At 66.3% G+C, this 26,502-nt stretch carries 27 protein-coding genes and 1 pseudogene; 17 read left to right on the top strand and 11 right to left on the bottom strand.

What is annotated here, in order from left to right; genetic code table 11:
* Window positions 1-101: 101 nt before the first annotated feature.
* Window positions 102-2,210, top strand: coding sequence for a transketolase family protein (locus V9L20_RS15640; protein WP_337297288.1), 2,109 nt, complete (start codon window positions 102-104; stop codon window positions 2,208-2,210).
* A 65-nt stretch (window positions 2,211-2,275) separates the two neighbouring features.
* Entirely contained in the window at window positions 2,276-3,277 is a 1,002-nt protein-coding gene (gap, locus tag V9L20_RS15635; RefSeq protein WP_126749283.1) for a type I glyceraldehyde-3-phosphate dehydrogenase, read from the top strand.
* A gap of 74 nt (window positions 3,278-3,351) precedes the next feature.
* Here the strand turns inward: gap and V9L20_RS15630 are convergent, their stop codons facing one another.
* The 3 genes from V9L20_RS15630 to V9L20_RS15620 all read right to left on the bottom strand — a co-directional run bounded on the left by V9L20_RS15630 (window position 3,352) and on the right by V9L20_RS15620 (window position 4,958).
* Window positions 3,352-3,948 carry a hypothetical protein gene (locus V9L20_RS15630; RefSeq protein ID WP_337297287.1) on the bottom strand — a complete coding sequence of 199 codons (597 nt, stop codon included), beginning with the start codon at window positions 3,946-3,948 and terminating at the stop codon, window positions 3,352-3,354.
* A gap of 19 nt (window positions 3,949-3,967) precedes the next feature.
* On the bottom strand, window positions 3,968-4,564 hold the full coding sequence (locus V9L20_RS15625; protein ID WP_258503070.1) for a hypothetical protein: 597 nt from the start codon (window positions 4,562-4,564) through the stop codon (window positions 3,968-3,970).
* An 85-nt stretch (window positions 4,565-4,649) separates the two neighbouring features.
* Window positions 4,650-4,958: a putative quinol monooxygenase gene (locus V9L20_RS15620; RefSeq protein ID WP_337297286.1), complete on the bottom strand. Its 309-nt coding sequence runs from the start codon at window positions 4,956-4,958 to the stop codon at window positions 4,650-4,652.
* A 115-nt stretch (window positions 4,959-5,073) separates the two neighbouring features.
* Between V9L20_RS15620 and V9L20_RS15615 the strand changes: the two genes are divergently transcribed.
* Entirely contained in the window at window positions 5,074-6,402 is a 1,329-nt protein-coding gene (locus V9L20_RS15615; protein WP_157616476.1) for an Nramp family divalent metal transporter, read from the top strand.
* A 13-nt stretch (window positions 6,403-6,415) separates the two neighbouring features.
* Here V9L20_RS15615 and V9L20_RS15610 read toward each other — a convergent pair whose 3' ends face one another.
* A complete protein-coding gene (locus tag V9L20_RS15610; RefSeq protein ID WP_337297285.1) occupies window positions 6,416-6,754 on the bottom strand; it encodes a protealysin inhibitor emfourin in 339 nt (112 codons plus the stop codon).
* Window positions 6,751-7,824, bottom strand: a complete 1,074-nt coding sequence (locus V9L20_RS15605) for a M4 family metallopeptidase (protein WP_337297284.1) — start codon at window positions 7,822-7,824, stop codon at window positions 6,751-6,753. Before V9L20_RS15605 ends, V9L20_RS15610 begins: the two co-directional genes overlap by 4 nt.
* 147 nt (window positions 7,825-7,971) lie before the next feature.
* On the opposite strand from V9L20_RS15605, the gene V9L20_RS15600 reads away from it, so the two are divergent.
* On the top strand, window positions 7,972-8,262 hold the full coding sequence (locus V9L20_RS15600; RefSeq protein ID WP_157616473.1) for a YciI family protein: 291 nt from the start codon (window positions 7,972-7,974) through the stop codon (window positions 8,260-8,262).
* A 30-nt stretch (window positions 8,263-8,292) separates the two neighbouring features.
* On the opposite strand, the gene V9L20_RS15595 is transcribed toward V9L20_RS15600, so the two are convergent.
* Both V9L20_RS15595 and V9L20_RS15590 read right to left on the bottom strand, forming a co-directional pair.
* Complete coding sequence (locus tag V9L20_RS15595; protein WP_337297283.1) at window positions 8,293-9,510, bottom strand: pirin family protein; 1,218 nt, start codon at window positions 9,508-9,510, stop codon at window positions 8,293-8,295.
* 25 nt (window positions 9,511-9,535) lie between these two features.
* Complete coding sequence (locus tag V9L20_RS15590) at window positions 9,536-9,952, bottom strand: VOC family protein (protein WP_157616471.1); 417 nt, start codon at window positions 9,950-9,952, stop codon at window positions 9,536-9,538.
* Window positions 9,953-10,128: 176 nt separating this feature from the next.
* On the opposite strand from V9L20_RS15590, the gene V9L20_RS15585 reads away from it, so the two are divergent.
* On the top strand, window positions 10,129-11,736 hold the full coding sequence (locus V9L20_RS15585) for a CYTH and CHAD domain-containing protein (RefSeq protein ID WP_337297282.1): 1,608 nt from the start codon (window positions 10,129-10,131) through the stop codon (window positions 11,734-11,736).
* On the opposite strand, the pseudogene V9L20_RS15580 reads toward V9L20_RS15585, so the two are convergent.
* The 3 genes and pseudogenes from V9L20_RS15580 to V9L20_RS15570 all read right to left on the bottom strand — a co-directional run.
* A pseudogene (locus V9L20_RS15580) lies at window positions 11,733-12,494 on the bottom strand (DUF6216 family protein); the annotation flags it as partial. The gene V9L20_RS15585 and the pseudogene V9L20_RS15580 overlap by 4 nt on opposite strands.
* Window positions 12,495-12,582: 88 nt before the next feature.
* Window positions 12,583-13,059: an FKBP-type peptidyl-prolyl cis-trans isomerase gene (locus tag V9L20_RS15575; RefSeq protein WP_337297281.1), complete on the bottom strand. Its 477-nt coding sequence runs from the start codon at window positions 13,057-13,059 to the stop codon at window positions 12,583-12,585.
* 37 nt (window positions 13,060-13,096) lie between these two features.
* Entirely contained in the window at window positions 13,097-14,029 is a 933-nt protein-coding gene (locus V9L20_RS15570) for a LysR family transcriptional regulator (RefSeq protein WP_258503055.1), read from the bottom strand.
* Between the two features lie 85 nt (window positions 14,030-14,114).
* Between V9L20_RS15570 and V9L20_RS15565 the strand changes: the two genes are divergently transcribed.
* The 12 genes from V9L20_RS15565 (at window position 14,115) to V9L20_RS15510 (ending at window position 25,605) form a co-directional block, all read left to right on the top strand.
* Window positions 14,115-14,705, top strand: coding sequence for an NADPH-dependent FMN reductase (locus tag V9L20_RS15565; protein ID WP_337297280.1), 591 nt, complete (start codon window positions 14,115-14,117; stop codon window positions 14,703-14,705).
* The gene (locus V9L20_RS15560; protein ID WP_337297279.1) at window positions 14,702-15,568 is read left to right on the top strand and encodes a pirin family protein; all 867 of its coding nucleotides are present in this window, start codon (window positions 14,702-14,704) and stop codon (window positions 15,566-15,568) included. Before V9L20_RS15565 ends, V9L20_RS15560 begins: the two co-directional genes overlap by 4 nt.
* A gap of 113 nt (window positions 15,569-15,681) precedes the next feature.
* Complete coding sequence (locus tag V9L20_RS15555; RefSeq protein WP_337297278.1) at window positions 15,682-16,887, top strand: M20 aminoacylase family protein; 1,206 nt, start codon at window positions 15,682-15,684, stop codon at window positions 16,885-16,887.
* Between the two features lie 37 nt (window positions 16,888-16,924).
* On the top strand, window positions 16,925-17,899 hold the full coding sequence (locus tag V9L20_RS15550; RefSeq protein WP_443098590.1) for a tripartite tricarboxylate transporter substrate-binding protein: 975 nt from the start codon (window positions 16,925-16,927) through the stop codon (window positions 17,897-17,899).
* A 203-nt stretch (window positions 17,900-18,102) separates the two neighbouring features.
* Window positions 18,103-19,017, top strand: coding sequence for a dihydrodipicolinate synthase family protein (locus V9L20_RS15545; RefSeq protein WP_337297277.1), 915 nt, complete (start codon window positions 18,103-18,105; stop codon window positions 19,015-19,017).
* Window positions 19,018-19,056: 39 nt separating this feature from the next.
* Entirely contained in the window at window positions 19,057-20,199 is a 1,143-nt protein-coding gene (locus V9L20_RS15540) for a branched-chain amino acid ABC transporter substrate-binding protein (RefSeq protein ID WP_337297276.1), read from the top strand.
* Between the two features lie 13 nt (window positions 20,200-20,212).
* Window positions 20,213-21,148, top strand: a complete 936-nt coding sequence (locus V9L20_RS15535; RefSeq protein ID WP_337297275.1) for a 4-hydroxyproline epimerase — start codon at window positions 20,213-20,215, stop codon at window positions 21,146-21,148.
* 113 nt (window positions 21,149-21,261) lie between these two features.
* Window positions 21,262-22,365, top strand: coding sequence for an NAD(P)/FAD-dependent oxidoreductase (locus V9L20_RS15530; RefSeq protein WP_337297274.1), 1,104 nt, complete (start codon window positions 21,262-21,264; stop codon window positions 22,363-22,365).
* A complete protein-coding gene (locus V9L20_RS15525; RefSeq protein WP_258503044.1) occupies window positions 22,362-22,610 on the top strand; it encodes a (2Fe-2S)-binding protein in 249 nt (82 codons plus the stop codon). Before V9L20_RS15530 ends, V9L20_RS15525 begins: the two co-directional genes overlap by 4 nt.
* On the top strand, window positions 22,607-23,902 hold the full coding sequence (locus tag V9L20_RS15520; RefSeq protein ID WP_337297273.1) for an FAD/NAD(P)-binding oxidoreductase: 1,296 nt from the start codon (window positions 22,607-22,609) through the stop codon (window positions 23,900-23,902). Before V9L20_RS15525 ends, V9L20_RS15520 begins: the two co-directional genes overlap by 4 nt.
* A 29-nt stretch (window positions 23,903-23,931) precedes the next feature.
* Complete coding sequence (locus tag V9L20_RS15515; protein ID WP_337297272.1) at window positions 23,932-24,600, top strand: GntR family transcriptional regulator; 669 nt, start codon at window positions 23,932-23,934, stop codon at window positions 24,598-24,600.
* 72 nt (window positions 24,601-24,672) lie between these two features.
* Window positions 24,673-25,605 (top strand): fatty acid desaturase family protein, encoded by a 933-nt coding sequence (locus V9L20_RS15510; protein ID WP_337297271.1) that lies wholly within the window; start codon window positions 24,673-24,675, stop codon window positions 25,603-25,605.
* On the opposite strand, the gene V9L20_RS15505 is transcribed toward V9L20_RS15510, so the two are convergent.
* Window positions 25,602-26,486 (bottom strand): EamA family transporter, encoded by an 885-nt coding sequence (locus tag V9L20_RS15505; RefSeq protein ID WP_337297270.1) that lies wholly within the window; start codon window positions 26,484-26,486, stop codon window positions 25,602-25,604. The two genes, V9L20_RS15510 and V9L20_RS15505, sit on opposite strands and share 4 nt — an antisense overlap.
* Window positions 26,487-26,502: the final 16 nt, after the last annotated feature.

Below are 26,502 nucleotides of genomic sequence, written 5' to 3'. Positions count from 1 at the left end.
GAACATCAGTCGGGTGTTCAGGCCGTATTGGAGCGGGTTGGAGCGAGCCCGGTAAAATCGCGGGTTCCCCCCAATCCACATTCCCCGAAAGTCCACCGCCCATGGCAAACCAAGCCCTGATGGCCAACGCGATTCGCGCGCTGGCCATGGATGCCGTCCAACAAGCTAACTCCGGACATCCGGGCGCACCGATGGGCATGGCCGACATGGCCGTCGCACTCTGGGGCGAACACCTGCGCTACAACCCGGCCAACCCGCACTGGTTCGACCGCGACCGCTTCGTGCTCTCGAACGGCCACGCCTCGATGCTGCTGTATGCGGTGCTGCACCTCACGGGTTACGACCTGCCCATCGGCGAGCTCAAGAACTTCCGCCAGCTGCACAGCAAGACCGCCGGCCATCCCGAGGTCGACGTGACCCCCGGCGTGGAAACCACCACCGGCCCGCTGGGCCAGGGCATTACCAACGCCGTGGGCTTTGCATTGGCCGAGAAGCTGCTCGCGGCCGAATTCAACCGCAAGAACCACGACATCGTCGACCACCACACCTACGCCTTCCTGGGCGACGGTTGCATGATGGAAGGCATCAGCCACGAAGCCTGCGCGCTGGCCGGCGCCTGGCACCTGAACAAGCTGATTGCGCTGTACGACGACAACGGCATCAGCATCGACGGCCAGGTCAGGCCCTGGTTCATCGACAACACCGAAGAACGCTTCAAGGCCTACGGCTGGAACGTCATCGGCCCGATCGACGGCAACGACGCCAAGGACGTGTCCAAGGCCATCGCCAAGGCCAAGAAGGAAGATTCGAAGCCCACCCTCATCATCTGCAAGACGCAGATCGGCAAGGGCAGCCCGAACCGCGCCAACACCGCCAAGGCCCACGGCGAGCCGCTGGGCGCCGATGAAATCACCCTCACCCGCGCCGCGCTGGAGTGGCCGTACCCTGCCTTCGAAGTGCCGCAGGAAGCCTACGCCGACTGGGACCACAAGGCCGAGGGCGCCAGGGCCGAAGCCGCCTGGAACGACAAGTTCGCCGCCTACGCTGAAGCCTTCCCGGGCTTGGCCGCCGAGTTCACCCGCCGCATGAAGGGCGAGCTGCCCAAGAACTTCCACCAGGTGGCGTTCGACACCGTGGTGGCCGCCCACACCAAGGGCGAAACCGTGGCCAGCCGCAAGGCCAGCCAGCTGGCGCTGGAGGCCTTCACTGCAGCCCTGCCCGAAATGCTCGGCGGCAGCGCCGACCTCACCGGCTCCAACCTCACCAACACCAAGAGCACCGCGGCCCTGCGCTTCGATGCGAAGACCGGTGCCGTGGTCATGGGCCAGCCGCAGCAGCCCGCCCAGGGCGCCGAAGACGAGCCCAAGCCCGACAGCACCGCCGACAAGGCCGAGCCGCCCCACGGCGTGATCGGCCGCCACATCAACTACGGTGTGCGCGAGTTCGGCATGGCGGCCATCATGAACGGCGTGGCGCTGCATGGCGGCTTCATTCCCTACGGCGGCACCTTCCTTACCTTCAGCGACTACAGCCGCAACGCCATCCGCATGGCCGCGCTGATGAAGCGCCGCGTGGTGCACGTGTTCACGCACGACTCCATCGGCCTGGGCGAAGACGGCCCCACGCACCAGTCGATCGAGCACGTCGCCTCGCTGCGTCTGATTCCCAACCTCGACGTCTGGCGTCCGGGCGACACGGCCGAAACCGCCGTGGCCTGGGCCGTGGCGCTGCAGAACCAGTCGCGCCCCACGGCGCTGCTGCTCAGCCGCCAGAACATTGCCTATGCGCCAAAGGGCGACCTCGGCGACATCAGCCGCGGTGCGTATGTGCTGTCGGAGCCCGAGGCCGTCGGCCTCAAGAGCAAGAAGACCGCTGCGGTCATCATTGCCACCGGCTCCGAAGTGCAATTGGCCCTTGCCGCGCAGAAATTGCTGGCCGAGAAGAAAATTGCCGTGCGCGTGGTGTCGATGCCCTCGACCACCACCTTCGATCGCCAGGACGTGGCCTACAAGAAGAGCGTGCTGCCCAAGAAGCTGCCGCGCATCGCCGTCGAAATGGGCTGCACCGGCGGCTGGTGGAAATACGGCTGCGCGGCCGTCGTGGGCATCGACAGCTACGGCGAGTCGGCACCCGCACCGGCGCTGTTCAAGCATTTCGGTTTCACGGCAGAGAACGTTGCCGCCACCGTCGAAGCCGCCCTGCGCGACTGAGCCGGCAGCCAGGCGTTTCTTCTTTCCGTCAGATCACAAGTTTTTCAACCTTAGGAGCAAATCAGATGGCTATCAAACTCGGTATCAACGGCTTCGGCCGCATCGGCCGCAACGTGCTGCGCGCCGCGGTGCAGAACTTCAAGAACGACATCGAGATCGTCGCCATCAACGACCTGCTCGAGCCCGACTACCTGGCCTACATGCTCCAGTACGACTCGGTGCATGGCCGCTTCAAGGGCGAAGTCACGGTTGAAGGCAACATGCTGATCGTCAACGGCAAGAAGATCCGCCTCACGCAAGAGCGCGATCCCTCGCAGCTGAAGTGGAACGAAGTCGGCGCCGACATCGTGCTCGAGTCGACCGGCCTCTTCCTCACCAAGGAAACCTGCCAGAAGCACCTCGATGCGGGCGCCAAGAAGGTGATCATGTCGGCCCCGTCGAAGGACGACACCCCCATGTTCGTCTACGGCGTGAACGACAAGAAGTACGCCGGCGAAGCCATCGTGAGCAACGCCAGCTGCACCACCAACTGCCTGGCCCCGCTCGCCAAGGTGCTGAACGACAAGTGGGGCATCAAGCGCGGCCTGATGACCACCGTGCACGCCGCCACCGCCACGCAGAAGACCGTTGACGGCCCGAGCAACAAGGACTGGCGCGGCGGCCGCGGCATCCTGGAAAACATCATTCCCTCGAGCACCGGCGCTGCCAAGGCCGTGGGCGTGGTGATCCCCGAGCTCAACAAGAAGCTCACCGGCATGAGCTTCCGCGTGCCGACCTCCGACGTGTCGGTGGTCGACCTCACGGTCGAGCTCGAGAAGGAAGCCACGTACAAGGAAATCTGCGCCGAAATGAAGTCGCAGAGCGAAGGCGCACTCAAGGGCGTGCTGGGCTACACCGAAGACAAGGTGGTGGCTACCGACTTCCGCGGCGACCCGCGCACCTCGATTTTCGACGCCGAAGCCGGCATTGCGCTCGACGGCACCTTCGTCAAGCTCGTGAGCTGGTACGACAACGAATGGGGCTACTCGAACAAGTGCCTGGAAATGGTGAAGGTCGTCTCGAAGTAAGGCTTCGACGCTGCAATGAAAAACGCGCCTCATGGGCGCGTTTTTTTATGCGTCCGGCCGACAAGTGCAGTGCTTCAACGCAGCTTCTCGTTTCTGCGAATCTCACTGCTGAGCTGCGAAGTCATCTGCTTGGCCGCGCGCCGGGCGGCGAGCCCATAGTCGCCGTTGAACTCGCCGAAATCCGCCGAGCCGTTGCCCACCGCGCGCACGCGCGTGACCTCGGCGCCCGCGGTGTCGCTCACCACGCAGTTCACCTCGGCGGTGAACGAAGTGGGCGGCCAGGTCACCCATGAAGACGAGCTCGAACCGGTCTTGATCTGCGGCGTGAACACCAGCGACACGCCCGCCGCCTCATTGGCCTTGGCGTCGCCGGCGGTGCGCAGCACGATCACGTCGCGGTACACCGCGCGCAGCGCATCGCGAATCGATTTTTCCAGATCGCGGTAAGGGTAGTAGCTCACGCGGTCGCCGCTGCCGCCGGGGCTCGTCACCTGCTGGTCGCGCTGGGCGTCAGTCATCACATAGGCCACCTTCTTCGGGATGAGGTGGGCCATCGACCGCGGCGGCGCGGTCTCGGTGATCATGGTGATCGGATGGGAGCAGGCGGCCAGCAAGGCCGCGAGCGCAGCGGCGGCGCACAGGCGTGCGGCCGAAGAAAAGGCGAACGACATGGTGCGGCTCATTCCGGTTCTACGGCGCAATGGCCGCGATGAATTGCGGGTCGGCATACACCTGCCGCAAAAGCGCGCGCACCAGCCTCGGGTAGGCGGCCTGTCCGGCGGGCACGGCGACGATGTTCGCGTAGCTCGAATCGAAGGCGATTTCGCCGCGGTAGGTCTTGCGCAGCCGCTGCGCGTTGGCGCGCGTAACCACCACCTCCACGTCCATGCGGCCCGTGCCGTTGATCACGCCAAGGTCGAGTTCGTTGACCAGTATTCGCGCCGCGATGCGGGTGGGCGCCTTGGGGTCGTAGGCCGATATTTCGCCCAGGTCGCGCATCAGCGCGTCTTCCAGGTATTGCGCGAAGGTGCCGCTGGGCGAAAGCAGCCTCGCGCGGCGCAGGCTCAAACTGTTGATCTTGTCGTTCGGATCAGTCGGCTGCACCTTGGCCACGGCCACCATGCCGGGGCGCGTGGCCTCGAGCCGGTCGAGCGCTTCGTAGTCGGCCGCGTAGGGCGGCGCAGCGAGTTGCGCGCAACCGGCCGACAGCACGGCCGCGGCCATTGCGCCCAGGCTCAAGGTGAAAGCGCGCACGCGCCAGCCGCGCGGTCTGCAGAAGATCGCCATGCCGTGATTCCCTCCTCGGGATGCCTGATCCCGGCGCGAGGGTAGCAGGCATTGCGCCGCGCGCGAAGGCCCGTTGCCCGATCTCTTAGACGGGTTCGAGCACGTGGATCACCTTGCTCTCGACCAGCGCCTTGGTCTTCTCGCCATGAGCCTTCATGTGCGGTGCGACACCATGCGCCTGCAGGTGGGCCAGCGTTTCCCACTTCTCGATCACCACGAAAGTGTCGGGCCCGAAGCTCGCTTTCGACGTCGGAACGCCCTGCGCGTCGACCGTGGCGCTGTACTCGATGCAGCCCTCTTCAGCCAGCACGGCCGCGCGGTTGGCGGCAAAGGCTTCGAGCAACTGGGCGCGCTGGCCGGGCTTGGCGGTAATGACGGCGACGACGTGGATCATTGCAATGGACTCCGGTGTTGTGACGGTAATGGATGGCGAGCGTCGAATCTAAAAGATCCGACGCTTTGGTGTCGGTCCCGCGCGAGACCCGATGCGCCACCCTATCATCGTCCGCATGTTCTTTCCCCTGCCCCGCACCGCCACCGCGCCCTTCTGCCCTTCCGAAGTCAAAGGCAGCGTGGCGGTCCCGCAGGACCTGCCCTTCGGCAAGAAGCTGCTGCGCTATGCGGGGCCCGGGCTGCTGGTGTCGGTCGGCTACATGGACCCGGGCAACTGGGCGACCGACATCGAGGCCGGCTCGCGCTTCGGCTACGGCCTGCTCTTCGTGGTGCTGCTTGCGAGCCTGGCGGCCATGCTGCTGCAAACGCTGTGCGTGCGGCTCGGCCTCGTGGCGCAGAAAGATCTTGCCCGCGCTTGCCGCGAGCACTATTCGCCGCGCGTCAGCCGCTTTCTGTGGCTGGGCGCGGAACTCGCCATCGTGGCCTGCGACCTGGCGGAGGTGCTGGGCAGCGCCCTCGCCTTGCACCTGCTGTTCGGCGTGTCGATTCCGGTCGGCATTGCGATCACGGCATTCGACACGCTGCTCGTGCTCGGGCTGCAAGGCGCTGGCTTCCGGCGCGTCGAAGCGATCGTGCTCGGGCTGGTGGGCACCATCGCGGGCTGTTTCGTGGTGGAGCTTGCAATGTCGCAGCCCAACTGGTTTGGCGTGGCCATGGGCTTTGCGCCGAGCTTCGAGCGGCTGCAGCAGCCCGGTGCGCTGTACCTTGCCATCGGCGTGGTCGGCGCCACGGTGATGCCGCACAACCTGTACCTGCATTCATCCATCGTGCAGACCCGGCTGGTGGCCGACAGCGATGCGGCGCGGCGCGAGGCGGTGCGCTTCTGCACCTTCGACGCGGTCATCTCGCTTTCGCTCGCGCTGCTGGTCAACGCGGCCATCATGGTGCTGGCGGCCAGTGCCTTCCACAGCACAGGCCATGTGGAAGTGACGGAGATCGACGATGCCTACCGGCTCATCGAACCCATCGTGGGCAGTGCGGTGGCGGCCACGCTGTTCGGCATTGCGCTGCTGGCATCGGGCCAGAGCTCGACCTTCACCGGCACCATTGCGGGCCAGATCATCATGGAAGGCTTTCTCGACCTGAAGATTCCGTGCTGGCAGCGCCGCCTCATCACGCGGGCGCTGGCACTCGGGCCGGCCTTTCTGGGCGTGTGGTGGTTCGGCGACGGCGGCGTGGGCAAGATGCTGGTGCTGAGCCAGGTGGTGCTGAGCTTCCAGCTGCCGTTCGCAATGTGGCCGCTGATCCGCTTCACGAGCAGCCGCGCAATGATGGGCGGCTTTGCCAACGGCACCGTGGTCAAGCTGTTGGCGTGGGGGCTGTTCGGCGTGATCAGCTCGGCCAACGTGTGGCTCGTGGTGTCGACGATTCGCGGTGGGCTCTGAACCGAGGCCGCGCTCAGCGGTCGGCCGCGTCTTTCCAGAGATGCACCAACGCTTCCGGCGCTTCGTTCTCTGGCACTTCGAAGCTGACCGAACCCGAATGCGTGGTGGCGCTTTCCACCACCACTTCCACGCGGTAGAAGCGCTGGTCGCCGCCCGGCGAGGCGGGTCCGCCGCGCTGCTCTGCATGCGGTGCGGCGCTTTGCAAAGCCTCGCCGATCTGCTGGCGCAGTTCTTCGCTGCAATTGCCCAACTGGTAGCTGCGCGGCCGCGAAAGGCCCGGCAGGTAGGCAACGCCGCCTTCGCGCGTCACTCGCACGACCGTAGCCTGGTCCAAAGGCGGAAGCTGAATCATGATGGTGTGACCCCCACGGTGTTCCATGCGGCGCCGATGGCCTTGTGCGCCGCGCTGTCGGCGCCGAAGCGCCTGGCCGCATTCTCCACCGTCAGTTGCGCGAAGGCCAGGAAGTCAGAATCCTGGCGCAGCCGCCTGTCGCACACGGTGTCGTACCAGACGCGGCCCGCAGTCTCCCAGGCCGGGCCCTGGATGGCGGTGGCCGCAAGATAGAAAGCGCGGTTCGGAATGCCGGAATTGATGTGCACGCCACCATTGTCCTGCCGCGTGACGACCAGGTCTTTCATGTGGGCGGGCTGCGGGTCTTTGCCGAGCACCGGATCGTCGTAAGCCGTGCCGGGCTCGGCCATCGAACGCAGAGCGCGTGCCTCTACCTTGGCGGTGAAAAGCCCCGCACCTACGAGCCAGTCGGCCTGCTGCGCCGTCTGCTTGAGCAAGTGCTGCTTGACCAGAACACCGAACACGTCGCAGACCGATTCATTGAGCGCGCCCGACTGCCCCTGGTAGATCAAGCCCGACTCGTGGTCGATGACGCCGTGCGTCAGCTCGTGGCCGATGATGTCCACCGCGATGGTGAAGCGGTTCATGACTTCGCCGTCGCCATCGCCGAACACCATCTGCTTGCCGTTCCAGAACGCGTTGTCGTAGTCGTTGCCGTAGTGCACGCTGCCCGTGAGCGGCATGCCGGCGTTGTCGATGGAGTCGCGCTCGTAGATGTCGCGGTATAGCCGGTAGGTGGCGCCCAGGTAGTCGTAGGCCTCGTCGGCTGCAATGTCGCGTGTGGGTGCCTGCCCTTCGGCGCGCACCAGCCGGCCGGGCAGGCTCATGGTGTGCTCCGCGTCGTGAACGGCGCGCTGGGGCGCGCCGCGCCGCACATAAGCCGGTGGCCGGCCCGACGAGACGCCTTGCGTCGTGGCTACCGCCTCGCGAAGGCCGCGGTGCTCGCGATCGATCATCAGCGTTTGCGCCGCCCGCGCGCTTGCATGCGCGCTCGCACGCTCGGCCAGCCGGTCCAGAAGATATGGCGGTACGAAACCAGGCGGCAAAAAACGCGGCGACTGAAGCGGCATTGAACGACTCCTCTGGGCGTTGAAACAATGAAAAAGAAGTTAGCAGAAGCTGCAAAACATAGATCACTCCGTTACTTCTCGTGTCACGGAATGCCCACGCTTCAGGCCATAGGATTGCAAGTTCCAGATCTACTTGCCGCCTCGTCCATGTTCATCGTCACTCTCACCTACATCCGTCCGCTTGAAGAGCTCGATGCGCTGATGGATGGGCACATGACATGGCTACGAAAGCACTACGCAAGCGGCCTCTTCGTGGCTTCGGGCCGGCAGGTGCCGCGCAAGGGCGGCGTGATCCTCGCGCGCTCGGGCGACCGGGCCGCGCTCGACGCGGTGCTGGCACGCGACCCGTTCGTGCAGAGCGGCGTGGCAAGCACTCACGTGATCGAGTTCGTGCCCAGCATGACCGCTCCCGCTGTCGAGCTGCTTAAAACTTTCTGATTCGCCGCAGGCTGGCCTGCGTCTTCTTCCTCAAGCCTTCGGCTTCTCTTCGCGCCCACCCGGGTGCCGCGCAAATCGCGCCTCATCGCGGCCATGCACCGGCGCCGGGTCGCTCCACGGCCAGCCGCCAAATTGTGTGCGACGGTAATCGGCCAGCGTCTGGCTGATCTCCGCCTGCGTGTTCATTACGAAGGGCCCGTACTGCACCACCGGCTCTGCGATGGGACGGCCTTGCAGCAGCAGGAATTCGCTGGCCTCGTCGTTGCCGTTGATCAACTCCACCGCCGTATCGGCACGCAGCTCGATGGCGGCCGGGCCTTCAATGCGCTGTCCCGCTACGTGCGCTACGGCGCCCTTGAAGAAGTACAGCATGCGCCGCGTGCCCTCGCCGGTTGCGGCGGGCAGCGTCCACTGCGCGCCGGGCGTCATCTTCAGCGTCCAGATCGCCACGTCGGCATCGGCCTGCGCAGCCCATGAATCGGGCGGCGGCGCAAGCGGGGCGATCGGCTCCGGTGCGTTGCCGTTGCCCGCTGCATCTCCGAAGCGGCCCGCGATGATCGCGACCTCGGTGCGGCCGCCGTTCGCATCGTCGGACGCAAAGCGCGGAATCGCTTCCGACCAGAACATCGTGAAATGCGGATCGGCCATCTTGCTCCTGGCGGGCAGGTTGAGCCAGATCTGGAACAGCTCCAACGGGTTGGGCGCGTTCGCATCGAGCAGCGGAAACATCTCCGAATGCACGATGCCTTTGCCGGCCGTGAGCCACTGCACGTCGCCGCCGCCAAAGCGCGCGGTGGCGCCGAGTGAATCGGAATGATCGACCAGCCCCTTGCGGACGATGGTCACGGTTTCGAAGCCGCGATGCGGATGCGATGGAAAGCCCGGCACCGTTTCGCCGTGGTACATGCTCCAGCCGTCCTTGCGGCTGAAGTCCTGGCCGATCTGGCGGTCCGCCAGCGCAGCCTCGGGCCCCATCTGCGCATTGGCCTTGGGATAAGCGTCGTCGTGATAGACGCAGAACAGGAACGGGTCGATCGTCTGCCACGGAAAGCCGAGCGCGCTCACCTGCAGCACGGGGCTGCGGCCTTCTTCATTGCTGTTGTTGCTGCTGGACACCTCGATATTCCTTTCCGTTGATCGCGCCGCGGAACGCGCGGCAGCATTGTTCTTCGGAATATCGGGGCGAACGTGCTTTAAGGAAGGTGCCTTCCGTGCAACAGTGAAGAGCGCATATGGAACGATGGGCATCGTTCTTGTTCTTTTCAGCCGTGCCTCACTGCGGGGGCATCTCGGCGTTCGGGTCCATGAAGCTCAGCTCCCACAGGTGGCCGTCGATGTCCTGGAAGCCGTGGCCGTACATGAAGCCGTAGTCCTGCGGCGCGCGCGGCACCGTGCCGCCCGCGGCCACCGCCTTGGCCACCATCTCGTCGACCTCGGCGCGGCTCTCGCAAGACAGGCACAGCAGCACCTCGGTGCTCTTGCTGGTGTCGGTGAGGCTCTTGTCGGTAAAGGTCTTGAAGAAGTCTTCGACCAGCAGCATGGCGTGGATGCTGCCTTCGTTGATCACCATGCACGCGGCGTTGGCGTCGGTGAATTGCTCGTTGAAGGTGTAGCCCAGTGCGGCAAAGAATGCCTTGGACTTTTCCAGGTTCTTGACGGGGAGGTTCACGAAGATTTGCTTGTTGGCCATGGTTGTCTTCCTGTGTCGATGAAGAGTGGATCGGGTGGTTTGCCGGTGTGTTGTGTACACCGTCCACAAAAGATATCAAAGAAAATGGACGGTGTCCACATATTTTTTCAAGCCCGGAATCGCGGGGCATCCCTGGCCTGCCCGGAAGTGGCTCCGAGCGGAAAAGAGCGGGCATCATGGCCCTCATGGAAATCGAGTTCAAGTTTCATATCCCCGCCGAGCGCCTGAAGGCCGTCGAGGCGGCCATGCGGCGCGGCACCGTGGTGCGCACCCGGCTGCAGGCGCGCTATTTCGACACCGCCGACCAGGCGCTGGCCGCGCAAGGCATCGTGCTGCGCCTGCGCAAGGAAGGGCGGCGCTGGGTGCAGACCGTCAAGGCCACCGGCGACAACGCCTTGCACCGGCTCGAACACAACGTCGATCTTGGCGCTGCGGCGGGCGGCGCATCGCCCACGATCGACCCGCAACGCCACCAGGGCACGCCGGTCGGCGAGCGGCTCGGCAAGGTGCTGGCCGAGAGCGGCGCGGCCTTGGTCGAGCGCCAATCGACGGACATCGTGCGGCTCACGCGCGACGTGCGCACCACGGGGGCCAATGCCGCCGTGGTGGAGCTGGCACTCGACGTCGGCAAGGTCGTCGCCCACACAGGCACGCCCGAGCAGCGCGAATCGCCGGTGTGCGAACTGGAGCTCGAACTCAAGCGGGGCGATGTGCAGGGCTTGGTGGCGCTCGCGCGCCGCTGGTCGCAGCAGCATGGCCTGTGGTTCAGCACCGTTTCCAAGGCCGAACGCGGCGCCCGCCTGCTGGCAAAGCTCGAGCTCGTGCCGGCCGTCAAGGCCGAGCCGCCCCGTTTCGCCGATGAAAAAAACAACAAGCTCGACGGCCGCACCGTCCAGCAAGCCGTGGTCGCGGCTTGCCTCGCCCAGATGCTGCCCAACGCCAGCGAGATTGCGGCCGGCAGCACAGATGAGGAACAGATCCACCAGTTGCGCATCGGCATCCGCCGGCTGCGCACCGCATTGCGCGAACTCGCGGGCCTCGATGCGACCGCGGCTCTTTTCGACGCGGCCACATGGGAGCCGCCCCTGGTCGAAGCCTTTCGCGCCCTTGGCGCGCTGCGCGATCGCGAGCAGGTCGTGAAGCTGGCGCAGCCTCAATTGCGCAGCGCGGGCGCGCCGGAGTTCGATCCGCTCGCGGGAGACCCGAGCGCGGCGGGCGCGCAGTCAGCCGGCGACATCGTGCGCGCTCCGGCATTCCAGTCGGTGCTGGTTTCGCTCATCGGCTTTACCGCCACGACGACGCACGCGGAAGCGCCGAAGGCCGGAGAAGCTGCGCAGCAGCAGGAGCAACCGGCGCCGCTGGATGCCGGCGATGCCCGCCGCTTCTTGCGCAAGCGCCTCCAGCGTTTGCACAAGCAGGTCGTCCGAGACGGCCAGCGCTTCGAGTCCTTGCCCACCGAAGACCAGCATCGCACCCGCAAGCGGCTCAAGCGCCTGCGCTACCTGGCCGAATTCGTGGCGCCGCTCTTCGCCGATGCGGGCGACGGGAAAAACTCAGCCGCCGAGCGCTACCTCAAGCGGCTGCGCCCGGCGCAAGACGCGCTGGGCGAGTTCAACGACGAAGCCGTGGCAATGGCGCTCTACCGCGAAGCCGCCGAGCGCGATGCGCGCGCATGGTTCGCAGTCGGCTGGTTCAGCGCGCGCCATGCGGCCGGCGCAAAGGCGTGCCGCAAGGCGCTGGGCAAGATCGAGAAGGCGCGGCGCTTCTGGAAGAAGCGTAGCTAGTCGCCCAGCTCCAAACTCAACTGGGAACCTTGCAGAGATGGGTCAATCCCCCGCTTTGCCAACCTGTGAGCCGCGGATCCGGCTGCCCATGAAAACAGGCCTATCCACGAGAGCCACAGGGCTAGCCCAATCAACATGATCAGAGACCATCGCTGCTCGCTCAACGCCTTCTTCATGAACTCGGCCGTACCCTCGGACTTCAGCACGCCGCAAAGAATGTTGACTTCCTGTTCGCTGAACGACGTGCGCATGGCATTCGCACCTGCAGCTTGCGAGCAGTCGTCCGCTCTCAATGCCTCGACATTGAGAGGCCAAGCCGGCTTCATCTGAGTTGGGCTCGCCCAGAAATACCGCTGCGTACCCTTCAGCACGAGAAGCGACTGAGACGAGAAGAGGCTCATCACACATGCGCAACCGATCGCGACAACGAAAAAAAATCGGGCCAGCTTCAACGCTTGCGAAAAGCGCGACGGCAGCTTATGGACGCGAACTTGACGAAGCTCCGGATCAAAGAGTTCTCCACAGATGCTCAACGTGCGCATCTGCACTCCGTTCAGCTTCGTCCATTCAATGAGTTGATGCGCCTCCTTCAGACTGGCAACGGGCACGCCGGCAAACATGCGAAATGAGATAAGGCTCGTTTGCTCATCAACAAATGCGCGAACCTGTGGGTCGGAGATTTCCTGTTTCCCATGAACCAACTGCCACAAGCGGCTTAAAAGCACGTGGCGCGACTCGGTGCACCACACAACCCAGAGGAAAGCCGCTCCATCAGTAGAGGCGCGACGACGCTGAAAACACTGGAGATGTTGGAGGCGTTCGGGAAATCCATGATCCGATCAAGGATCAGTGATGGTGCCCGTGCGCCCCATGCACGTGACGATGCTCAATCTCCACCGGCAGCGCGGCGCGCACGTCCGTCACCTGGAGGCTGAACTTCAGCGCCTTGCCCGCCCACGGATGGTTGCCGTCGAGCAGCACCACCGGGCCCTTGATCTTCATCACCGTGAAAACGTGCTCGGTGCCGTCGTCGAGCCGCCCCTGCAGCTGTCCGCCCACCTTCACGCCCGGCGGAAACTCGGATTTGGGAATGCTGCGCACCAGCGATTCGTCGCGCAGGCCGAAGGCGTCTTCAGGCGCAAGGTTGAGCGTGGTCTGGTAGCCCTTTTCCTTGCCATCGAGCGCTTCCTCGATCTTGGGCAGCGTGTTCTCGTACCCGCCATGCAGGTAGGCCATCGGCTCGGGGCTGGCTTCGATGAGCTTGCCCTGGGCGTCGGCGACCTTGTACTTGAGGGTGACGACGGTGTCTTTTTCGATTTTCATGAAGGCATTTTCTGTGCAAATCGATCGGCCGGTGAGGCTAGGTCTTCGCCACCCGCAGCATCTCCGGCAACGTCTCCTCCGCACTCAGCTTCTTCGTCACCATGCCGATGAACGCCGACACCGCCAGCGGCAGGTGCTTGCGGCTCGGATACAGCACGCTCAGCCCCTGCCCCGTGCGCTGGTATTGCGGCAGCACCGGCACGAGCCGGCCGGCCCGAACGTCGATCCGGGCCATCGTGGGCGGCAGCAGCGCGACGCCCAGTCCGGCGATTGCGGCCTTGCGCAGCGCCTGGGCGGTGTTGCCGCTGAAGCGGCCCGCGACCTGCACTTCTTCCTGCACGCCGTCAGGGCCCGCCATGCGCCAGATGGTGCGGCCGCTGGGATGCGGCGAGGTCACGCAGTCGTGGTTCGCCGCCAAGTCTTGCAAGTTGGCGGGTGCACCGCGCGCGGCAAGGTAGGCGGGGCTGGCGACCATGCCGTCGGTCAGGGCGTTCAGGAGCTTGCGGGCGATATAGCCTGAATCCGGCAGTTCGCCGCCGCGGAACGCGATGTCGATCTGTTCGGCGATCAGGTCGGCCTTGGCGTCGCTGAGCACGAAGTCGACGCGCACCAGCGGATGCGCGGCCAGAAAGTCGGCCACCCACTCCATGGGAAAGAAGTCGAAGAAATCGGCCGTTGCCGCCACGCGGATCAGGCCACTCGGCTCGCGGCTGCCGGTCATCAGCTCTTGCCCGGCCTCGACCAGCCCGTCGACGGCGCCCGCGCAGCGCTCGTGAAAAGCCTGGCCCGCGCTGGTGAGGGTGAGCTTGCGGGTGGAGCGCTGCATCAGCCGCGTGCCCAGCTGGGCCTCCAGTTGCTGGATGCGCCGACTCACCGTGTTGGGCGGTAGGCCCAGCCGGCGCGCCGCCCCGGCAAAGCTGCCGTGGCGCACCACCTGCACGAACATGGCGATGTCGTTGAGGTCGAGCATGGCGGCAATTCCTTCTGCAAATGGACGAGTGAAATCCGATTCTGCCGTCTAGTCGATCAATGGGTGCAACCCTAACCTTGTACCCATGACCTCGCAACAACAACCACCCCGCATCGGAATCATCATCGGCTCGACCCGCGAAGGCCGCTTCGGCGAAAAGCCCGCGCATTGGATTTACGAACTGGCCAGGCAGCGCACCGATCTGTCGTTCGAACTGATCGACCTGCGCGACCATCCGCTGCCCTTTTTCAACGAAGCGGGCGCGCCGGCCTGGGGCCCGGTAAAGAACGAAGCCGCGCAACGGTGGGCCGCCAAGCTCGACACACTCGACGGGCTCATCGTCGTCACGCCCGAATACAACCACGGCCCGAGCGCGGTGCTGAAGAACGCCATCGACTGGGCCTACAAGGAGTTCATCCGCAAGCCGATCGCCTTCGTGGGCTACGGCGGCGTGGGCGCTGCACGTGCCGTGGAGCAGCTGCGGCTTGTCGCGGTCGAGATGCAGATGGCGCCGGTTCGCAACGCGGTGCACATCGGCATGGTCGAGTTTCTCGGCATCTGGCAGCAGGGCAAGACCTTCGACGACTTTCCGCACCTGGCGCAGGCCGCCAACGGCATGCTCGACGACCTCGCGTGGTGGGCCAAGGCGCTGAAGACAGCCAGGGAGGCCGCATGACCGCCGCAACCGCCATTACCCCTGCCGCCACCGCGGCCCGCGCCATCGTCTACCGCACGTTCGGCTCGCAGCACGGGCCGATCGTCCGGCTCATGAGCCCGGGCGACCTGGGCGAGTTTCTGAAGCCGTTCGTGTTCCTGGACCTCTTCGGTTTCGACACCACGGGCGACCACAAGGGCTTCGGCATGCACCCGCACTCGGGCATTGCAACGCTCACCTGGCTGATCGAAGGCGACACGCTGTACGAAGACACGACCGGCGAGCAGGGCGTGCTGCGGGCCGGTGGGGTCGAGTGGATGCGCGCCGGCAACGGCGTATGGCACGACGGCGCGCCCGCGCCCGGCACCAAGCGCGTGCAAGGCTTCCAGCTCTGGGTGGCCTTGCCGGCTGCGGAAGAAAACGCGCCTGCCCAGAGCATCTATCTCGCGCCCTCGCAGGTGCCGAAGGAAGGCCCGGCGCGCGTGCTGCTCGGCCGCTACGGCGCAGCGCAAAGCCCCATTCCGGCACCGGCGCCGATGAACTACCTGGCCGTTCAGCTGAAGGACGGCGAGCATTGGCGCTACACGCCGCCCGCCGGCCACACCGTAGGCTGGGTGGCGGTGAGCGCGGGCCGCCTCGGCACGGGTACCGGCGGCGAACCCATCGGCACGGGCGAGCTGGCGGTGTTCGAAGAGTCCGGCGCGGCCATCGACTTCGTGGCGCGCGGCGACACGTCTTTCGTGTTGGGCTCGGCCGTGAAGCATCCGCATGAACTGGTGATGGGCCACTACTCGGTGCATACGAGCAAGGCCGCACTGGACCAGGGCGACGCCGAGATCCGCCGCATCGGTGCGCGGTTGCGGCAGGAAGGCCGGCTCGCCTGAGCCTGTGTTCGCGCCCGCTGGTTGTGCTTGTGTAGCGCAAACCAGCGTGCGCTCGATGGGCAGCTGCGCCAGAATCGTTCGCTCCGAACGACTCCGCTGCAGCCCCCATCCTCATGAACATCGTCGATTCCTTCGCCGCCAACGTCTCCCGCTTCGTCGACATCCGACGCGACATTCACGCCCACCCTGAACTCGGTTTCGAAGAGCACCGCACCTCCGAAAAGGTGGCGAGCCTGCTCGCCGAATGGGGCATCGAGGTGCACCGCGGCATTGCCGGCACCGGCCTTGTGGGCGTGCTGCGCAAGGGCACCAGCTCGCGCACCATCGGCCTGCGCGCCGACATGGATGCGCTGCCTCTGAACGAGGCCAACGAGTTCGCCCACAAGTCCACGCATGCCGGCCGCATGCACGCCTGCGGCCATGACGGCCACACCACCATGTTGCTGGCCGCGGCCTGGCACCTGTCGCAGCAGGGGCCAAATGATTTCGATGGCACGGTGCATTTCATCTTCCAGCCGGCCGAAGAGATGGGCAAGGCCGGCGCCAAGAAGATGATCCAGGACGGCCTGTTCGACCGCTTTCCGTGCGACGCCGTCTTTGCGCTGCACAACTTTCCGGTGGGCGACGTCGGCCGCTTCGCGCTCAACGAAGGCGCGCTGATGGCCTCGAGCAATACCTACAAGATCACCGTGCGTGGGCGCGGCACGCACGCCTCGATGCCGCACACCGGCATCGACCCGGTGGCCGCGGTGGTCACGCTGGCGCAGCAGCTGCAGACCATCGTGCCGCGCACCATTCCGAGCACCGAGCGTGCCCTGCTCGCGGTCACGCAGCTGCAGGGTTCGGATGCGCCCAACGTGATTCCCGACGTGGCCACGGTCGGCGGCACCATCCGCACCTTTTCGATCGAAGCCATCGACAAGATCGAGGCGCGCCTGCGTGAAGTGGCCGCCGGCGTGGCCGCGGCGCATGGCTGTACGGCGGAGGTTTTCTTCAACCGCTCTTCGCCGCCGGTGGTCAACCACGCGGCCGAGGCGCGCTTTGCCGCCGGCGTGATGCGCGAGGTGGTGGGCGACGACATGGTGACCGACAACTTTCCTGCCGTGATGGGCGCCGAGGACTTTGCGCACATGCTGCTTGCGCGGCCCGGCTGCTACGCCTTCCTGGGCAATGGCGACGGCGACCATCGGCTCGACGGCCACGGGCCCGGCCCTTGCATCATCCACAACACCTCGTTCGACTTCAACGACGAGATCATTCCGATCGGCGCCAGCTACTTCGTGAAGCTGGTACAGCGCTGGCTGCCGTCGGGCGCCTGATTTTTTACTGCCAACGATGATGAAAGCGGCCACCCTAATGACCCCGACCCTGTTCACCCGACGTTCGCTCGCTGCCCTTGCAGCTGCCATGGCCGTGGGTGCCCTCGCACCCGTTCACGCGCAACAGCGCGTGATCCACATCGTCGTGCCCTTCGGCACCGGTGCGGTGCAAGACACCGTGGCGCGCGCCTTCAATGCCGAGCTTGGCGCGGCACTCAATGCCAGCGCCGTTGTCGAGAACCGCGCGGGCGCGGGCGGCACCGTGGGCGCGGCGGCCGTGGCCAAGGCGCCGGCGGACGGCAACACGCTGGTGCTCGCCGCCGCGAGCCACAACATCGCCGGCTTTCTGTACAGCAAGCTCTCGTACGACCCGCTGAAGGATTTCGTGGGCGTGGCCAACATCGGCAACGCGGGCTATGTGCTGGCGGTGGCGAGCGGGCTCAACGTGTCGAGCACGGCCGACTTCATCAAGGAGGTGAAGGCCAACCCGGGCAAGTACAACTACGCCTCGGCCGGCAACGGCAGCGCCACGCATCTTGCAATGGCGTCTTTCCTCGCCAAGGCGGGGCTGGAGATGACGCACATCCCGACCAAGTCCACGGGCGAGGCGGTGAACGAAGTGCTCGCGGGGCGCGTGCAGGCGGTCATCTCCTCGAGCATCGGCGTGATGGGTTTCCAGGCGGACCCGCGCATGAAGCTGCTCGCGTCCACCGGCAAGGCGCGCAGCCCGTTCCTGCCCAGCCTGCCGACCGTGGCCGAGAGCGGGCTGCCGGGCTACGCCTTCGATTCATGGATCGGCCTGCTCGCACCTGCCGGTACGCCCAAGGCCGAGGTCGAGCGCCTGAACGCGGCCACCAACAAGGTGCTGGCCGATCCGGTGATCCAGGAGCGCTTCAAGCGCCTGGGCGTGGAGCCCCGCACGCAGAGCGCCGAGGAGTTTCAGAAGTTGCTGCGCGCGGATTGGGATGCGATGGGGGCGGTGGTGAAGGCTTCTGGGGCGAAGATCGACTGAGGCCTGCTGTCGTTTGGAGCGCCGCTTGTTCAGGGCGGGTGCAAAGGCCACCGGGTGCTCCCCTCCGCGAATGTTCCCCGTCGGCGCGTGCGCACGCCGAACCCCGCCAAAAAGAGCGCTTGCTCTACGCATATCCTGAAGATATATTATTAATATATTTAAGCGGCGACCGTTTGCCGTCGCACAACCCAGGAGCGATTCACGTGACCAATCCCCGCTGGCAAGGCATCTTCCCCGCCATCACCACCAAGTTCCACGCCGACGAGAGCATCGATGCCGAAGGCACCGCCCGCCACATCGATTTCCAGATCCGCAACGGCATCCATGGCCTGGTCACCTGCGGTTCGCTGGGCGAGGCAAGCACGCTCACGCTGGAAGAAAAGCTGCAGGTCGCCAAGATTGCGCTCGAAGCCGCGGACGGCCGCATTCCGGTGCTGGCGAATGTGTCTGAAACCAGCACGCGCGAAGCGCTGCGGTATGTGGACGGAGCCAACAAGCTGGGCGTGGCGGGCTTCATGGTGATGCCGTCGGTGATCTACGTGGCCGATGCGCGCGAGGCAATGCTGAACGTGCGCACCATCGCCAATGCGGCGCAAAAATCCATCATGGTCTACAACAACCCGGTGGCCTACCGCGTGGACCTGAAGCCAGAGCACATGGTGGAGCTGGCGGACTGCGAATGGATCGCGGCCATCAAGGAGAGCACGGACAACATCCGCCGCATCACGGACCTGCGCAACACGGTGGGCGACCGCTACCAGCTGTTCCTGGGCGTGGACGACTTGGCGTACGAAGGGCTGGCGCTGGGCTGCGACGGCCTGCTGGCCGGCGTTGGTTGCGCATTCCCGCGCGAAACGGTGGCGCTGTACGACCTGATGAAGGCCGGCAAGTTTGCCGAGGCCCTGAAGCTCTATCAGTGGATGACGCCGATGCTGCACCTGGACGTGTCGACCAAGCTGGTGCAGAACCTGAAGCTGATCGACGCACTGGTGGGCGTGGGCAGCGAACACATGCGCCGCCCGCGGCTGCCGCTCATCGGCGAGGAGCGCGCGGCGGTCGAGGCAATCGTGAAGAAGGCGCTGGCAACGCGGCCTGTGCAGTACCAGTCGGTTATGTAATAACCGGTCTTTTCGTCGTTCCCCAACCTAGGAAGAAGCATGAAGACAAAAGTAGGCATGGTTCCGTTCATCGGCCTCGTGGGCCTGGCCGCCCTCACCCTCGCAGGCCACGCCGGTGCGCAAGAGCAGGTCGTCAAGATCGGCCACAGCGGTCCTCTCTCCGGTCCCAATGCGTTCGCGGGCAAGGACAACGAAAACGGCGTGCGCCTTGCGATTGAAGAACTCAACGCGAAGAAGATCACCGCCGGGGGCAAGACGCTGAAGTTCGAGCTGGTGTCCGAAGACGACCAGTGCGACGCCAAGACCGGTGTGAGCGTTGCGCAGAAGTTCGTGGACGATGGCGTCAAGTACGTCATGGGCCCGTACTGCTCGGGCGTGGCCATTCCGGCTTCGCGTATCTACGCCAGCGGCGGCACCATGGTCTCCACCGTGGGCACCAACCCGAAGGTCACGCAGGGCGGCTACAAGAACCTGTACCGCATCATCGCGAGCGACAACCAGATCGGCTCCAGCATGGCCGTGTATGCGGCCAAGGTGCTCAAGGTCACCAAGGTGGGCGTGATCGACGACCGCACCGCCTTCGGCCAGGGCCTTGCGGAAGAGTTCACCAAGGAGGCGAAGAAGCAGGGCCTCACCATCGTCGGCCAGGAGTTCACCACCGACAAGGCCGTGGACTTCACCGCCATCCTCACCAACATGAAGTCCAAGGCGCCCGAAGCCATCTTCTTCGGCGGCTACGCGCCGCAGGCCGCCCCCATGGCGCGCCAGATGAAGCAGCTTGCCGTGCCCGGCAAGCTGCTGGGCGGCGACACGGTGTGCAGCCCGGCCACCGGCAAGCTGGGCGGCGACGCGGTCAACGACCTGGTGTTCTGCGCGCAAGGCGGCTCCATCCTTGAAAAGGCGCAGAGCGGCCCGGCGTTCAAGGCCAAGTTCAAGAAGCGCTTCAACGTCGACGCGGACGCCTATGCGGCCTCGTACTACGACCAGGTGATGTTCATCGGCGAATCGATGCAGAAGGCCAACTCCATCGATCCCGACAAGGTGGGCGCCGAGCTCTACAAGACCACCTACAAGGGCGTGGCCGCAACCTACGCCTACGACGAGCAGGGCAACATGAAGCAGGCGCCGATCACGGTGTACACCTTCAAGAACGCAGCGCCCGTTCCCCTGGCCAGCTACTGAGCCGAAGGAAGACATGCAGCGCATCCAGATCGTCGATTCGCACACGGGCGGCGAGCCCACGCGCTTGGTAACCGGCGGGTTTCCCGACCTGGGTGGCGGCAGCATGGCCGAGCGCCGCGCGCTGCTGGCCGAGCGGCACGACAAGTGGCGCGCCGCCACGGTGCTCGAGCCGCGCGGCAGCGACGTGGTGGTGGGTGCGCTGCTGTGCGAACCCGTGTCCAGGGATGCAGCGGCCGGCGTGATCTTCTTCAACAACACCGGCTACCTCGGCATGTGCGGCCACGGCACCATCGGCTTGGTGGCCAGCCTCGCGCACATGGGGCACATCGACGTGGGCGAGCACCGCATCGAAACGCCCGTGGGCACCGTCACGACCACGCTGCATGCCGATGGTTCGGTGAGTGTGCGCAACGTGCCTGCCTACCGGCATCTTCACCAGGTGGCCGTCGAGCTTCCGGGGCACGGCACTGTGCATGGCGATGTGGCGTGGGGCGGCAACTGGTTCTTCCTGGTGAGCGATCACGGCCAGCGCGTGGCCAGCGACAACCTCGCCGCGCTGACCGGCTACACCGAGTCACTTCGCAAAGCGCTCGCTGCGCAGGGCATCACGGGGGCGGAAGGCGCGGAGATCGACCACATCGAACTCTTTGCCGATGACGATGCAGGCGCGGACAGCCGCAACTTCGTGCTCTGCCCCGGCAACGCCTACGACCGCTCGCCATGCGGCACCGGCACCAGCGCCAAAATTGCCTGCCTCGCGGCCGACGGCAAGCTCGCGCCGGGCGAGGTGTGGACGCAGGCCAGCGTGATCGGCAGCCGCTTCGAAGCCAGCTACACGGTGGAAGACGGCAAGGTCATTCCAACCCTGCGCGGCCGTGCGCACATCAGTGCCGAAGCCACGCTGCTGATCGACGACAACGATCCTTTCGGGTGGGGCATCCGGATATGAAGCTCGTCCCCAGTCTTCGCGCACGTCGTGTCGCTACGCCAACCCCCTACCGGGGGCAACACCAGCGGCCCGGCAAAGCCGGTTCCGCGGTGTTCCGCGAAGTGCAATAGGCTGTGCACGCCGAGGTCATCGTCATAGGTGCCGGCATCGTCGGTGCCGCTTGCGCGCATGCGCTGGCACAAACCGGCCGACGCGTGCTGGTGCTCGACGCGCGCATCGGCGGGGCCACAGGCGCCGGCATGGGGCACCTGGTGGTGATGGATGACAACCCGGCCGAACTCGCACTGAGCAGCCATTCGACCGCGCAATGGCGCGCCCTGGCGCCGCGCATGAGCGAAGACTGCGCATACAGCGCCTGCGGCACTCTGTGGATTGCCGCGAACGAAGAAGAAATGGCGGAGGCCGAACGCAAGCAGCAGCGGCTGCGGACGCACGGCATCGAAAGCCGCCTGCTCGATGGGGTCGTACTGGCGCGCGCAGAGCCAGCGCTGCGCAACGGCCTTGCAGGCGCGCTGGAAGTGCCTGGCGACGGCATTCTGTATGCGCCCAATGCAGCGCGCTGGCTGCTCGCGCAGGGTGGAGATTCGGTCCGAGTCGAACATGCGAAGGTCGATGAGATTGAAGGCGACGGCACGCTGCGGCTCGTTGACGGCAGCCGCCGCACCGCGCCGCAGATCGTGCTCGCCAACGGCATCGAGGCCACCACGCTGTGCCCCGAACTGCCGATCCGACCCAAGAAAGGCCACCTGCTGATTACCGACCGCTATCCGGGCACCGTGCATCACCAGCTTGTCGAGCTCGGCTATGTCACCAGCGCGCACCACAGCGACGGAGATTCGGTCGCCTTCAACGTGCAGCCGCGCCCGACGGGGCAACTGCTGATCGGTTCCTCGCGCCAGTTCGACACTACCGACCCGGCCGTCGAGGCGCCGATGCTCGCGCGTATGCTGCAACGCACGCTCGAGTACCTGCCGGGCCTTGCGGACCTCACCGCCGTGCGCTCGTGGACCGGCATGCGCGCTGCCACGCCCGACGGGCTGCCCCTTCTAGGCAAGCATCCGTGGCGCGAGAAGCTCTGGCTCGCGGTCGGCCACGAAGGCCTGGGCGTGACGACCGCGCCGGGCAGCGCACATCTGCTCGCGGCGTTGATGAACGGCGCCAATCCCGAATTCGACGCGGCGCCCTATGCGCCGCGCGGCCTGCTGGAACCAGCATGATCGGCACCACCCAGCTGCATATCGATGGCCGCCTGGTCCGCGTGAAGGCGGGCAGCTCAGTGGCTGCGGCATTGCGCGTCGCCGGCGGCACGGGCACTGCGCGCACCTCCGTTACCGGCCAGCCGCGCGCCCCGTTCTGCGGCATGGGCGTGTGCCAGGAGTGCCGCGTGCGGGTCGACGGACGCCGCATGCTGGCCTGCCAGACGGTCTGCGCCGAAGGCATGCAGGTGGAGACCACGGCATGACCATCTTGGCCCTGGAGCATTGCGATCTGTTGATCGTCGGCGCGGGCCCTGCCGGCATGGCCGCGGCGGTGGCGGCGGCGCCCAGCGGCGCATCCGTCGTCGTGATCGACGACAACCCCGCGCCTGGCGGCCAGATCTGGCGCGACGGTCCCGGCGCCGCACTGCCACCCGCCGCGCGCAAGTGGCGCGAGGCGCTCGAGCGCCACGCCAACATCCGCGTGTGCGGCGGTACGCGCGTGATCGCTGCGCCTGCGCACAACGAACTGCTGCTCGAAGACGCCGTGCGCGGCTGGCGCATGCAATGGAAGAAGCTGATTCTCTGCACCGGCGCGCGCGAGTTGCTGCTGCCCTTTCCGGGCTGGACGCTGCCGGGCGTCACGGGCGCGGGCGGCTTGCAGGCGCTCATCAAGGCGGGCTTGCCTGTCGAGGGCGAACGCATCGTCGTTGCGGGCAGCGGACCTTTGCTGCTCGCAGCCGCAGCCACCGCGCGCGCCGCGGGCGCAAAGGTCGTGCGCATCGCCGAGCAGGCCTCGCTCGCGGCGGTGGCGGGGTTTGCCGTCAACCTTCTGCGCTGGCCGGGCAAGGCTGTTCAAGCCTTGGCGCTGGGCGATGCGCAATACCGCACCTCGTCGCGCATCGTCTCCGTCCAGGGCAATGGCCAGGTCGAATCCGCAAAGCTCCGCCAGGGCGGGCGCGAAGTTCAGATCGAATGCGATCGCGTGGCGTGCGGCTTCGGCCTCACGCCCAACACGCAACTCGGCCAGATGCTCGGCTGTGCTCTCACGCCCGAAGGCGGCGGTGCGCGGGCACTGGCGGTCGATGCCTTGCAGCGCACCAGCCTGCCAGGCGTCTTTGCGGCCGGCGAATGCACCGGCTTCGGCGGCAGCGAGCGCGCCCTTGCGCAGGGCAGCATCGCCGGGCTCGCAGCGGTCGGCAACGAACGCGCCGCAGAGCAGCATGAACACGAACGCGCCCGATGGAATGCCGTTGCCTCGCAGCTGAACCGCAGCTTTGCGTTGTCCGCCGAGATCCGCCAGATACCGCAGCCCGACACCCTCGTGTGCCGCTGCGAAGACGTGCCGCTTTCCGCGCTCGCCGGCTGCAGCGGCTGGACCGACGCCAAGCTGCATCGCCGCTGCGGCATGGGCGCCTGCCAGGGCCGCGTGTGCGGCGATGCGGCGCAGTTCCTGTTCGGCTGGACGTCGCCCGCACCGCGGCCACCGCTTTCGCCGGCGCGCATCGCAACTCTTGCAGGCCTTGCGGCCCACGGAAACGATGTGGACCGACAATGAAACCGAAGCAGCTCCAGAAGAAAAAAACCATGGCCCCTCCGAAGACCGTCTCCCGCCCCCAGCCCAAGCGACGGGCCGCCGACCTCGCCTACGACGCGATCGAGACGCTGCTTTCCACCATGCAGCTGGAGCCCGGCAGCCAAGTGGTCGAAGCCGATTTGGCCGAGCGCACCGGCCTCGGCCGCACGCCCGTGCGAGAGGCGCTGATGCGCATGGTGTCGATCGGCCTCATCGTGCAGCAGCCGCGCCGCGGCTTGCTGGTGTCGACCATCGACCTGGCCGACCACCTCGACGTGATCCAGACCCGGCGCGTGCTCGAACTGCTGATTGCGGCGTGCTCGGCGCGCCGCGCCACCGCGCTGCAGCGCAAGGAGATCGTGCGCTGCGCCGAGGTGATGGTCGAGGCGGCCCATCGCGGCGACCTGAACGACTACATGCAGGCCGACCGGGCGCTCGACCTCGTCAATCACCAGGCGAGCCACAACGATTCGGCGGTGAAGGCGGTGGTTCCGCTCATCGTGCAGTGCCGGCGCTTCTGGTACGCCTACCAGCATGAAGGCGAGATCGTCGAAGGCGCCAATGCGCACCTCGAACTGGCGCAGGGCATTGCGACCGGCGACGAGGCCGCGGCCGTCGCGGGCGCCAACCGGCTCATGGATTACCTCGAGCTTTTCGCCCGGAAGATCATCGACAAGTAGGCCGAAGGGCCTCGCGCCCGACACCGGGGAACTACGCGTGATCTGCCGAGGCCCCCGGCGCATACTGGCCCGATGGCCGTCGCACCCCGCGCGCAACCCGAAGACTTCTTCACTGCTGAAGAGTGGCAGTCGCTCACCAGCCGTTCCTCATGGAAGGGGCTGTGGCTGGTTGCGCATTGCTGGGGTGTCATCGGCGCCGCGATGCTCGTGGGCATCGCGTGGCCCTGGACTGTGCCGTTCATGGTGCCGATCGTTGGCGCGCGGCAGCTGGGGCTCTTCATCCTCATGCACGACGCCGCGCACGCGGGATTGCACCGCAACCGCAAGGTCAACGACTGGGTGGCCTACTGGCTGTGCTCGTCCACGCTGCGCGACTACCGGCCGTATCACCTGCAGCACCACCGCTTCGTGCAGCAGACCGAAGACCCGGACCTGGTGCTGTCGGCGCCCTTCCCCATCACGCGTGCGTCGATGTGGCGCAAGGTCGTGCGCGACCTGAGCGGCCAGACCTTCTACAAGCAGCGCTTCGGCCATATCGCCGAAGGCATCCGGAATCGCGCGCCGGGTGAATCGGCGCTCAAGGTCTTGGCGCGCGAGCTCGCGAAGGACCGGCGCTTTCTGGTGGGCAACGGCCTCGGCTTCCTGGCATTTGCACTGGCGGGCTTCTGGTGGGCCTGGCTGCTGATGTGGCTGCTGCCCATGGCCACCTGGCTGCCGCTCGTGAGCCGCGTGCGCAACATCGCCGAGCATGCGCTGGTGGCGCAGAACGAGGCCGATCCGCTGCGCCAGGCGCGCACCACGCATGCCGGCTGGCTCGAGCGCGCGCTGGTCGCGCCCTACTGGGTCAACTACCACTGCGAACACCACATGTTCACGAATCTGCCCTGCTGGAGCCTGCCGAAGGCGCACCGGCTGCTGCAGCGACGCGGCGCGACCGCGCGCATGGAAGTGCAGCCCGGCTACCTGAGCCTGCTGAAGCGCGCGGCCTCGGCCCAGCCGGCCTAGCGCGCTGCGGGCCTTGCCAGTACCTGCGGCGCACCGCGCTGCGCATGCTGGCTGAGCCAGATGCTTGCGATCACGACGACGATGCCCACGATCTGCGGTACCGACAGGCTCTGCCCGAGCAGCGCCCAGCCCAGGATCACGGCGGTGACGGGGCTCAGGAAAGTCAGCGGCGCGACCGCCGACGATTCCAGCCGGGCCACGCCGCGGAACCAGACGATGTAGGTCAGCGCGGCACCCACCAGGCCGAGCCAGGCAAAGCCGATCCAGTTTGCCGCGCTGAGCGCCGGCAGCGGTGGCTCCAGCCACAGCGCCACCGGCAGCAGGAGCAGCCCGCCCGCGGTCAGTTGCCAAGCGGTGAAGGTCAGTGCGGAAACCGGCGGCTGCCAGCGGCGGCTCAGCACCGTGCCGAAGGCCATCGACACCGCGGCGGCAAAGGCCGCGGCAATGCCGAGCGCATCCAGCGCGGCATCGGGCGTGAGCACCAGCAGCGCCACCCCGCCGATGCCGACGACCGCCGCCGCCACCGAAAGTGCGCGCACCGCCGACCCGAGGAAGAAGCTCGCAAGAAACACCACGAAGAGCGGCTGTACCGACGTGATCGTTGCCGCGACCCCACCCGGCAGGCGATACGCCGCGACGAACAGCATCGCCCAGAGGATCGAGAAGTTCAGCGCCCCCAGCACGAAGATGCGGCCCCACCAGGCGCGTTCAGGCAGCCGGCGGACGATCAGTAGCAGCAGCAGCCCCGCCGGCAATGCGCGCAGCAGCGCCACCGTCAGCGGGTAGTTGGCCGGCAGGAGCTCGGTGGTGACGATGTAGGTGCTGCCCCAGATGGCGGGCGCGGCCGCGGTGAGCAGGACGTCGGTGGTTCGGCTCGTCATTCGGTTCGATGCGGCG

It is taken from the genome of Variovorax sp. CCNWLW225 (assembly GCF_037204045.1).
Lineage (GTDB): Bacteria > Pseudomonadota > Gammaproteobacteria > Burkholderiales > Burkholderiaceae_C > Variovorax.
Note: the sequence above shows the minus strand (reverse complement) of the source record. Positions and strands in the feature narration are given on the sequence as shown.